Source organism: Luteibacter sp. P1_D3, from assembly GCF_056406135.1.
Genome location: NZ_JBFUAT010000044.1, coordinates 21840 through 31523, shown reverse-complemented (window position 1 = coordinate 31523; position 9684 = coordinate 21840). Strand labels below are relative to the sequence as shown.

Annotated in this window: 11 protein-coding genes; 2 read left to right on the top strand and 9 right to left on the bottom strand. The window is 63.0% G+C overall.

Annotation, left to right across the window (positions count from 1 at the left end):
* Window positions 1-90: 90 nt before the first annotated feature.
* Window positions 91-579 carry a hypothetical protein gene (locus tag AC1DYM_RS20400; RefSeq protein WP_477341483.1) on the top strand — a complete coding sequence of 163 codons (489 nt, stop codon included), beginning with the start codon at window positions 91-93 and terminating at the stop codon, window positions 577-579.
* Window positions 580-592: 13 nt separating this feature from the next.
* Here AC1DYM_RS20400 and AC1DYM_RS20395 read toward each other — a convergent pair whose 3' ends face one another.
* The 9 genes from AC1DYM_RS20395 to AC1DYM_RS20355 form a co-directional block, all read right to left on the bottom strand.
* Entirely contained in the window at window positions 593-808 is a 216-nt protein-coding gene (locus AC1DYM_RS20395) for a hypothetical protein (RefSeq protein ID WP_477341481.1), read from the bottom strand.
* Window positions 805-1035: a hypothetical protein gene (locus AC1DYM_RS20390; protein WP_477341479.1), complete on the bottom strand. Its 231-nt coding sequence runs from the start codon at window positions 1033-1035 to the stop codon at window positions 805-807. Before AC1DYM_RS20390 ends, AC1DYM_RS20395 begins: the two co-directional genes overlap by 4 nt.
* Window positions 998-1486 carry a hypothetical protein gene (locus AC1DYM_RS20385; RefSeq protein WP_477341477.1) on the bottom strand — a complete coding sequence of 163 codons (489 nt, stop codon included), beginning with the start codon at window positions 1484-1486 and terminating at the stop codon, window positions 998-1000. The genes AC1DYM_RS20390 and AC1DYM_RS20385 overlap by 38 nt, the downstream gene beginning before the upstream one ends.
* Window positions 1487-1770: 284 nt before the next feature.
* Window positions 1771-1947 (bottom strand): hypothetical protein, encoded by a 177-nt coding sequence (locus tag AC1DYM_RS20380; RefSeq protein WP_477341475.1) that lies wholly within the window; start codon window positions 1945-1947, stop codon window positions 1771-1773.
* A complete protein-coding gene (locus AC1DYM_RS20375) occupies window positions 1944-2294 on the bottom strand; it encodes a hypothetical protein (protein ID WP_477341473.1) in 351 nt (116 codons plus the stop codon). Before AC1DYM_RS20375 ends, AC1DYM_RS20380 begins: the two co-directional genes overlap by 4 nt.
* Window positions 2294-3205: a hypothetical protein gene (locus AC1DYM_RS20370; RefSeq protein WP_477341471.1), complete on the bottom strand. Its 912-nt coding sequence runs from the start codon at window positions 3203-3205 to the stop codon at window positions 2294-2296. The genes AC1DYM_RS20375 and AC1DYM_RS20370 overlap by 1 nt, the downstream gene beginning before the upstream one ends.
* A 343-nt stretch (window positions 3206-3548) precedes the next feature.
* A complete protein-coding gene (locus tag AC1DYM_RS20365; protein ID WP_477341485.1) occupies window positions 3549-6338 on the bottom strand; it encodes a plasmid replication protein, CyRepA1 family in 2790 nt (929 codons plus the stop codon).
* Window positions 6339-7407: 1069 nt separating this feature from the next.
* Window positions 7408-7647 carry a helix-turn-helix transcriptional regulator gene (locus AC1DYM_RS20360; RefSeq protein WP_477341469.1) on the bottom strand — a complete coding sequence of 80 codons (240 nt, stop codon included), beginning with the start codon at window positions 7645-7647 and terminating at the stop codon, window positions 7408-7410.
* A 110-nt stretch (window positions 7648-7757) separates the two neighbouring features.
* Window positions 7758-8975 (bottom strand): tyrosine-type recombinase/integrase, encoded by a 1218-nt coding sequence (locus AC1DYM_RS20355; RefSeq protein WP_477341467.1) that lies wholly within the window; start codon window positions 8973-8975, stop codon window positions 7758-7760.
* Window positions 8976-9231: 256 nt separating this feature from the next.
* On the opposite strand from AC1DYM_RS20355, the gene AC1DYM_RS20350 reads away from it, so the two are divergent.
* A complete protein-coding gene (locus AC1DYM_RS20350; protein WP_477341465.1) occupies window positions 9232-9459 on the top strand; it encodes a DUF6538 domain-containing protein in 228 nt (75 codons plus the stop codon).
* The last annotated feature ends 225 nt before the right edge of the window (window positions 9460-9684 follow it).

The window sequence follows — 9684 nt, the reverse complement described above, 5'->3', positions numbered from 1 at the left end:
CCAGTGATGCGCGCAGCGACGGCAGCGCGGAAACGAATCAGGCGTGCCGCCGCTGCGATGGAATAAGCTAGAAGGATGGGGGCCGCCTTTATGACGCCAATTCGCCACGCGCTGATGATCCGGGAAGCTGCCACGCGACTCCAAGCGGCCGACATGCTTGGACAGGCCGGGGACGATTCAGACTCCGCCTATCTACTTCGGCTGCTCGCTTTTGAGCTGCTGTTGAAAGCGGCTTTAGAGAAAGCCACTGGCAAATCCGGCACGCATCATAAGTACGACAAGCTTTTCGCGCAGCTGCCTTCAGTCGTTCAGGAGTACATTCTGCGCGCCGCTGGGGAACGAATCGGGCCTTCCTCGCTGACGCACGATCCTTCCGGTGTGCTGAAAGACCTCGGCGCAAACTTCGTCGGGTTGCGGTATCCATATGAAAAGTACGGGGACATGACCCAATCCGAATACGAACGGGTGGGAACTGCATGGGTCGAAAGCGGTGCAGAAGTTGCGAGTGCCGATTATCGATATCACCCTGAAGAATTGTTCGGCCTCACATTTGCCTTACAGCAGCATTTGGGCGCATGACACGAATGCGCCGCTAGCTCGCCAAGCCATCGGCCAGCGCGTTTTCGCCAGCAGCACGAAGCGCAGCTATTGCCAACAGGCGCGCATGGCGCTTGCGCTCGGCCAGGTCGCTATCTTTGTGCACTATGCCGATGCGCGGAAGTAGAGCCTGAACGCACCGCTCCCATGATTCTCTGTCGTTCTTCGGCACCGCGACGCCGACACGCCAAGGATCACGTTCGAACGTCATGCTTCCATGTCCTGCGCCAGCTCTAGGGCGCGGAATGCAAGGTCGTCTCGTCCGGCTCGCACAGCCATGTCGACCGCCTGACGGGCCAGCATCGCCGCGCTTTCCAGGGAGCTGGCTCGCTCGCGCATCGTCGTGTGCGGGACTGCCAGGAACGCGCGGGCACGCTTGGCTGCCTTGGCGACGTGAGGGTTAAGCGGCTTTCGGTTCTTCATGGTCTTCGTCGTCAAGGGTGATTTCGGTATCGGCGGCTTGGTGCAATGCCGTCACGACTTCATCGCGCAGGATCGCGATGATCTTGCGTTCATCCTTCTCGCCAACCAGGCGCGAGCCGGCGCGGCTTGGAATTGTCATGACGCACTGACGGATAATCGCCATGCGCTGTCCCCACACACGCGCCATCTGCGCGATTGGTGCGACCTCGCCAGCGGCCTTAGCAAGTTCCAGCTCGGCCCGCGTAGCGTCGGCGGCGGTCTTTCGTGTGCGTTCGCGCTGAAGTGCGGAGCCCGAGCCGGATGCATCTTCTAGCAGTGCTCGCAGCGCAGGTCCCAATTCGTAGCGTCCACGGCCGGCGCGCTCCAGCGTGCCATTCTCGGCCAGTTGTCGAATGCGGCGCGAGGACACGCCAACCAGGGCGGCCAGCTCGACGTCGGTGACCGTTTCTTTCGGAGTTATCGGCATGCGCGAGCCTGGGCGAGGATCGGCCCGTTCGCGTCGATTCGGCGAACACCATCCGCGATTTTCCTCGGCTTCCGCCGGATAGTTCGGCGCTTCAGTTTCGCCGGCTTTTGCAAGACGGGTTCAACGCTGTGGCGGCGAAGCAGCTTGGAAATGAATTTCATATGGCACCACTGGAGGAATAGTTGCGCCCCTATTTACAGCGGAGGCGCACGCCGGGCCTTCTTTACCATCGCCCTCGGCCGGGACGTCGCGCAACTAAACCCCGCGCGCCGGGTTACCTTTGTTTATTGGCGGGGCTGCGCCGTATTCTCTTGCTGAAGGCCGCGCTTCAGGACCGCCTCAACCGCAGCATTGCGGGAAATCTCCGTGCCGGCGGCAGACGACATGCGCTCGCGCTCGGCTTCCAGTCGAGCGGCCAACTCGTGGTTGATGTGCAGGCTTAAGGGCAACTTGCGCATCATGTATTCTCCATTCGCAGCGGTCGCCACTCCGACCAGCGGGAAGCGCGGCCTCCGTGCATTTCGGCTGCATGTCGTGCCTGCATATCGACGCGCTTCGATACGTGGCCGTCCAGGAAGCGGATGGCGCGCGCGACCTGGCCGTCGTTGAGCGTAGGGAAGGCGTCGCGAATGAACGCGATGGCGCCTTCCAGGCTGTAAACGAATGGGTTGAACCCACGGACGTGAACAAGCACCTTCTCGGCCTCGGCACGCACGATCACGCTTGCCGTCTCGATGGCAGTCGCAACCTCGGCGGGGAGGTCGTCGGCGACGGTCTCCACCTTCTTGCGGGAAAACAGGCGGCGCATCACGCCGCCACCTTCCAAAACGCGGTGGCGTCAGGGACGAGGCCGAGCAGGCTAGCGAACACGACCACCGTCAGGTCGCCTTCGGTCGTCGCGCGATGGAACTGCACGTCGATTTCGGGGCGGATCGCCACGGCTGCGCGGTTGAATGCACCCACCAGGCTCGATGCCGTGGCCTTCGTCAGCTCGGCCTCGATGCCACCCGTACGCAGCGCGTTGCCGGCGTCGACCGTCGCACCGTCGCCACCCGTGCCGACGAAGCCGCGCAGTTCGTTGAACGCCAGGCCGCGAGCTGCGGCTGCGCCGAGGGTGAAGGTGCCGGGGCTGGCAGCGCTGATCGCGGCAAGCAAGACACGATCAGCCTCGACCGCCAGCCCRGCAAAAACGCTATGCAAAACCTGCGCGGCCAGGTCGGCGCCGCCAACGTCTTTCATCTGCCTGCGGCTGATAGAGGCGCGGTATGCGACGGATGGAGCGTCAGCCCAGCGGATCGGTGCGTCGTGGATTTCGAGCGCGCCATCAGCGGCCTGCGCGCCATCCGCGACCGCAGCGAAGGCGGCCGGCTCGACGATGCGGAACAGGCCGGCGTCCTGATAGAGGACCAAGCCCTGCGCGGGCTGCGGCTTTTCCTTCGCGACGATGATCCTCGCGCCAGCTTGAGCCACGCGGCTGGACGCGATCAGGTGCGCGCCGAGGCGAACGGTCTTGGCCGGCGCGTTGGCTGCGATGACTTCGCCGCTCAGGGCCGGCATGTCGAGGGCGCTCGTCAGATCGAGAGTCGTGCGAGCGGCAGCCGTGGTTGGCATACGGCGACCTTCGGTCATGCCCACGGCGATGTGCTCGTGGTAGCCGAGAGCCATGCCGGCGCGCTCGATGGCGTCGGCGATGATGTTCTGTGCGGATGTGGTGGTCATGGTGAGTGTGTGGCCTTGGGTGCTGATTGATTGTGTGAGTGAAGATAGGCGAGCCGATGCACCTCGACCAGCTACCTCAAACGTGAATACATCAGCGAACGTGACTCAGCGTGACGTGCGATGAACGAAAATGATTCGAAGTGATATGGGCGTCTAAACGGCTGATGAATCGGCAGTCCGGTAGTGAGTTTTTGGAGGCACGCAGTTATGAAATCTCGCGGTGTCTTCGGCCCCGCATGGGGTGCGGGGCGAGGAAGGACCCAAGAATTTCACGTACGCTTAACATCTCGTTCAGCTTGACGGCGACGCGACGTGACGCAGCGGGGTCAGGCCGTGCCGTCGCTCACGCAGCCAGGCGCTCAGCGACGACGTTGCGCAGCCACCAGGCCGTCGTCTTAGCCCCGTGCGTGACGGGCCGGCTTCTCAGGTACGGGATGACCCGTGCCGCGACATCGTCACGCGTAAGGTGATCGACGTCTGACCATATGGCCCGACGAAGGTCGAGCCAGAACTGATCGTCCTCGGCAAGCTCGACAGTCACAGATGGGGGTGTTCTCCCTAAGACAGATACACCGGATGTGTGACTGTTTCGCCTCTCGGCCCATGCCGCTGTTTCCTGAAAAGCCGCTTCCACCAGTTCGAAGTACTGCGTCCCTGCGTGCCGGTTCTGCCGCCTCGCAAGGTTCAGACCCATGGCGCGGAAGACGTCGCCGACCTCGCGCTGGAGGTATTTCGGAACTGGGAAAGGCTTCGGTTTGCCAGCCTTGTCGAAACCCGTGCAGGCGCCGTACTTGGTCGGCGCCACACCCAGCCACGCGAGCATGTGGCGTTTGTCGATCACCCGACGCACGAGAAGTTCCGCGTCCTCGTCTCCAACGCGCAGGCCAGGAGCCAGTGTGAACCCGTCGAACAGATCGCGGTAGGCCGTCACCCTGGCTTTGCTGAACCGGCGCTGCGTCATGTGCTTGGCGGCCTCCTGCTTGATGGCGACGCCCCACACCGCTGCGCTGAACCTATCCAGGCGACGCGGGCCGCGCCCGTCGTCCCATACGTCTAGCGCGGCCTCATCCACCGCACTGACGCCAAGCGCAGTACGCACGGCATGCTTCAGCAGGGCGTCGGAATCGGCCTGCGTGCGGCGCTCTGCGTTGCGCAGGCGACGGGCCTCATCCTCCGTCAAGTCGGGGGCCGCGATGACGGCTGCGCGGCGCTCAGCGTCAAGCTCCATGCGAAGCTGCTTGATCGACGCTTCGTCAGCGGCCTCGATGCTCTCCGGCAGTCGCGACAGGCTGAAGCACGAAGCCTCAAGTACCCACGCCATGCCGGCAGCGAAGTCGGCGCGCGCAGCGTTGGTGTCTGCCTTGATGCCGGCGACGAACGCGTCGAACTCAGACGCTTGGGACGCGTCACCTTCGGCTACTGCCGCTGCCTCCATGCCGAGGATCATCGATCCGGGGTCATCTTGGCCTCGCAGCGTGTTTGCGACGAACGCAAGCGACCAGCTTTTCAGGTATCGGACACGGCGCATCATCTGCGCGGCGTCGGCAGGGGTGATCGCGTGGCCGCCGCCGATGAAGAAGCCATGGTCGAACCATGGGCCAGCGACGTCGTGCTGAATCGACAAGCCCGAGCTGATGACGGGGCTATGCACCACGGCGTCGTACTCGCGTGAGACGTCTTCAGGGCTCGTCCAGAATCGGGCCTGCTCCGCGTTGCCTCGATTGTTCGCCGTCACCGCCAATACGCGCGCGCCGGTCGTCGTCAGCAGCTTCGCGACCTCGCCCACGCGCTTCTCAGATTCGCACGACACCCAAATGCGTTGACCGTCCGCGACCCTGGCGCACATTTCGCCATAGATCGCGGTCACGGCATCTGCACCGTAGCCGTAACTGGCGCTTAGCCCTTCATCCCGTGGGCGAACCTCGATGATGCGGAACCGCTCGTGGGGGCGGCATTCCTCCAGGAAGCGCACCACGCGGTCATCCATGCCGGCATCGGCGCCGATCACGCAGCGGGCATTGCGAACCAGGTCGCGCAACACGCGGTATACGTCCGCGTTGGTGCCGTCTTCGGTGCGACACGTTTTGTCGCTCTCCATGAAGCGGAGCACCTGGGCGATTTCGTCGATGAACAGGTAATCGCACTCGCGAAAAATCTGCCCGAGGGCGGCTTTGGTGATGGACGGCAGGCACACGGCAATCGCGTCGACCGCCCAGGCGATATCGCCGGTGATGTCGGCGTAGTGCTGGCACCCGAGGCGATGCGCCATTTCGGACACGAGCGAACGGCGGTGACAAGTCGCCACGAATCGGCCCTGCGTGCGCGCGAAGTCGGAAAACGGCTTTCCGATGCGCTGCGTTTTGCCGCTCGCCATCGGCGCCCATAGAAGAATGACGCCTGCGTATTCGTCGGCGGTTAGGGTTGGGAGTGCGTCGTGCACCTCGTGGCGGTGCCGCTTCAGCACCTCGCGCGAGATACGGACGTGCGAGAGGGCGCGGGCCTGACGACGGGCGTTCCAGCCGCTCAGGGCGCGCGACATGGCGGTGAGCGTAGCCGGCGCGATGAGGTCGTTGGCCGACTCACGGATGCGGTCCATGAGTTCGGGAAGCGTCTGCTGCGTGGGGATGGTCACGCCGCGCTTTCGGCAGATGGCCCATACGATGGCGGCGGCGTCCGTGGGATCGCTGGCTTTCGCCAAACGGTTGAACCATCCCTGCTCGCGGCCCTCCAGCTCAATGGCCGGTAAGGTTGCAAGGTCGACGAATGCGGGTGCATCCGCCTGCACGGGAACGGGAGCGGCAAGGGGCTGGCGAAGCCGCTCCGCTACGTCAGGCAGGCCGTGTTCGGCGGCGTGGTCGTTCCAGTCGCGGCCCACCTGGGGCGGCATAACATACGGTAACGATGCGCGCTCGGCGCCATGCCTGCCGGCGTGGTTCGCATCATTGTCCGCAGCCACGGCGGTGATGTCACCCGCCGCCTGCGCTGCTGGAGCGATGTTTCCCGCATCGAAAGCGACGACCACGGGGACGCCTGTCGCGGCGTGGACCGTCGCAGCGGTGGCATAGCCTTCCGCGATCCATGCGGGACCGTCGCCTGGAATGCGATAGAAGGCGCCCGCCTTCCGCCCGCCCATCAGGAATCGCTTGCGGCCGTTGGCGTCGATCCGCTGGACGTTGACCAGGTTGCCGGCGGCGTCGTGCATCGGCACGAGCAAGTCGCCGGCTTTGCAGGCAATAGCGTGCTGCCACTCGTCTGCATCGTCGTTCCACAGGCGAGCGCGAACGTCCAATGTCGCGACGCGTAAGCCGTAGGAAGGGACGGCCTTACGGGTGAGGTACGCATGGCTGATGCACGACATGGCACCCGCCCATGCTTCTACCGCTGCGCGCGATGCTGCGGCGTGGCCTGCGATAGCCTTTGCATCCCGTGCAGCGCGCTCCGCCTCTGCGCGCTCGCGCAGTTCGGCCGCACGGCGCGCGTACTCGGCCCGACGATCCTCGGTCGGTGGCGTGTCATCGTTCGAAGCGCGGAAGTCCTGCCAAGCCAGATCGCGCGGCTTCCAGTAGGTCGTTGCGCCGCCCTGCTTGAACGTGCCGAATGTGATCGTCGGCCACACGGTGCCGTCGCCGTCCGTTTCGATAGACGCGCGATAAAAATGGCGCTTGTCGCGCTTGCCGTCGACGCCTGCGAGATACCGGCGCTGTCCGTCTAGAACCGGCACTTCGTCGAGCAACGCGCCAAGGCTTGATGCGGCGGCCTGCGCGTCTGCGAAGTAGGTGTCTAGAACGTCGAGTGGGTCGGGGAAGCGGCGGACTACATAGTCTGCGAACCTCACCCAAGCCTCCGCCAGCACCGAACGACATGTTTGCGTCGTGGCGATGTATGCGTACCAGCTCGTCGCGTCCAGTACTGCGCGTCGAGCCAACACCGCAGCAGTTCTAGCTCATCGAGGAAGGATCGACCGGCAATGCGCTGTTGTAAGGCGAGGTCGCGCCATGTCGCGCTGGACGGGCAACGGCGACATATGCGCCATGCAGCGGCGAGGGCAGCAGATCGGGTGCGCGCGCTCGCGAATGCTGACCATAGCTGAAGGTCGAGATGCGTGACACGCGGCTGCGGGTTCGGGGTATAATGGGTGCGCTCTGCCGAGAGCTTTGCGTTATCGCCCCTGCCTGCAAGCAGGGGTTTTTTATGGGCGCTCATCAGGCGGCGGCGCCTCGCGATGCGGTGATGCGTTCGCGAATCCACGCATGAACCTCGGCCTCGCTCCATGCGACCATGCGAGTGCCGATGGGTACGGGGCGCGGAAAGTTGCCGGCAGCGATGGCCGCGTAAATTGCGGACTTCTTCATCGCCGTGGCGTCCATGACCTGGCGAATTCGGATCAGCCTGGGGGTTTCTGTGTTGGTCACTAGGGCAATCTCACGGGTTGGTGTGCCCATGTTGGACGTCTTCGGTCTAATGCGGAACTACCGCAGACGTGAATGCCCTGCTGCGGGATTAAATGCGATGAGCCATAGTGAATGTGCGTGACGGGGAGGCTGAATAAAGCTTAAGCGGCGATGGCCTTTGGTTTCATCGTGCACACCTTTCCCCAGTCGTCCATGAGAGCTTTGCGCTTCGCCATTAGGGTGCCGCGCTGGTACGCGGCCTCGGTCTTATTTTTTAGGCCGTGCGCTAGCGCGAACTCGATTACCTCGCGCGGGTGCGCGGTGGCCTCTCCGGCCCAATCTCTGAAGCTTGAGCGAAAACCGTGCGTTGTGATGTCCGTGCGTTTCATGCGCTTCAGCGTCGCAAGCAGCGCCATGTTCGATAAAGGCTGTCCGCTTCGCGCTCCTGGAAAGATATACGCCTTGGGATGTCGGCCGGCGGCGCTCATGTCGTCGAGCACGGCTATTGCAGCATCAGACAGAGGGACGCGGTGCTCCTTCCCCGCCTTCATACGCTCCGCCGGGATAGTCCACACCTTGGCTTCGAAATCGACTTCCATAAAGCGCGCGCCAATGACTTCGCCTGTGCGTGTCGCGGTCAGGATGGCGAATTGCAGCGCAGCGGCCCCGAAGCCGACTTCGGAACGTAGGGCCTTCATGAAAGCGGGCAAGTCAGCATAGGGGAGGGCGGCGTGGTGCTCCACGCGTTTTACCTTTGAGGGCTTCGCGAGCATTGCAGCCAGGTGGCCTTTCCATCGCGCGGGGTTCGGTTTGTCGGCGGCCCGATATCCGGCAGCGGTCGCGTATGCCAGCACGCTTTCGATTCGACCCCGAACCCTACTCGCGGTTTCGGGAACCTTCGTCCATATCGGATTGAGAACCGCCAGAATGTGGGGAGTCTCGATGTCGTTGACGTCCACTGAACCGATGGTCGGGAACGCGTACTGCTCCAGGGTGCTCGCCCACTGCGCAATGTGTTTCGCGTTCTTGAACTCGGCTTCACGGGACTTTATGTGCGCGGCGGCAGCTTGTGCGAACGTCAGCCCTTTCGCGGCTCCGTGGCTGCGGACCCGTGCAGGCAGCGGCGCGACGCCTGCACCTAGCCCAGCCCTCAGTTCGACGGCCTTCTGCCGAGCGGCTGTGAGGTTCACCAGGCTCAGAGAGCCTAGGCCGACTTCGCGGCAAACGCCTCCGCGCTGAAACCGAAATACCCAGGAAGCGGCGCCGGCCTGGCCGACACGCAGATAGAGCATTCCACCATCGGGGTGCTTTCCAGGCTTCGCGCGACCGCGCTTGGCGCTCTCGACGAATGCAGCACTTAGCCGGTGAATTGCTCGCATCTTTCCACATTCCTTTCCACGTTTGGTGTGGCGATGCTACCTCAAGTCAGGACGCCATTTCCATATGAAAATGGACGATATAGCCTTTAAATACAGTGATATTGCGTTAGTAACGATGACCGACTGTGAACTGCGATGATTCACATGTAACGGACACTCTCTCCGCCAAGCTAGTTTTTCTGATTGAAAATCAATCACTTGGGTGATTTCAGAAAAATCCGCGTCGGGACACAAATCGGGACACAAAGGTCTTCCGATGCGCATCCCGCACTACCTCCAGAAAGCGCCTTCCGGTGTCTGGCATTACCGCCAGCGCATTCCTGTGATGCTCGCAGGTGTCCTCGGGCGCAGCATCGTCAAGAAGTCCCTCTCAACCCGCGAGCTTGGCGTCGCGCGCGACCTCGCCCTGCGCTGGTGGCGTGCGTATGATGAGTTGCATACGAACACCAGGCGTATGACGAGAACGTCTTTTCCATCACGCTGAACAGCGGTGCACGCGATCCGGACGAACATCGCAATCCGGGTCCAACGCTCCGCTTCCTCGGTGCTGCCCATCGGTTTGAGGTTCATAGGTGCGCGAACGGACTGCGTTGTCATTTGGCTCGCAGGAGCATGGATGTCGCTCCATCAGCGTTCAAACGCCCCACTCTCATGGCGACCTCGTAGCAAGACTCATGTATTCGTCACGATATTTCCGGGTGACGTCCGC

Bases quoted from the DNA above. Each gene is read 5' to 3' on its own strand.
- AC1DYM_RS20350 (WP_477341465.1), top strand. From the start codon at position 9,232: ATGCGCATCCCGCACTACCTCCAGAAAGCGCCTTCCGGTGTCTGGCAT.
- AC1DYM_RS20385 (WP_477341477.1), bottom strand. From the start codon at position 1,486: ATGCCGATAACTCCGAAAGAAACGGTCACCGACGTCGAGCTGGCCGCC.
- AC1DYM_RS20375 (WP_477341473.1), bottom strand. From the start codon at position 2,294: ATGCGCCGCCTGTTTTCCCGCAAGAAGGTGGAGACCGTCGCCGACGAC.
- AC1DYM_RS20355 (WP_477341467.1), bottom strand. From the start codon at position 8,975: ATGCGAGCAATTCACCGGCTAAGTGCTGCATTCGTCGAGAGCGCCAAG.
- AC1DYM_RS20360 (WP_477341469.1), bottom strand. From the start codon at position 7,647: ATGGGCACACCAACCCGTGAGATTGCCCTAGTGACCAACACAGAAACC.
- AC1DYM_RS20400 (WP_477341483.1), top strand. From the start codon at position 91: ATGACGCCAATTCGCCACGCGCTGATGATCCGGGAAGCTGCCACGCGA.
- AC1DYM_RS20395 (WP_477341481.1), bottom strand. From the start codon at position 808: ATGACGTTCGAACGTGATCCTTGGCGTGTCGGCGTCGCGGTGCCGAAG.
- AC1DYM_RS20380 (WP_477341475.1), bottom strand. From the start codon at position 1,947: ATGATGCGCAAGTTGCCCTTAAGCCTGCACATCAACCACGAGTTGGCC.
- AC1DYM_RS20365 (WP_477341485.1), bottom strand. From the start codon at position 6,338: ATGGGCGGGCGGAAGGCGGGCGCCTTCTATCGCATTCCAGGCGACGGT.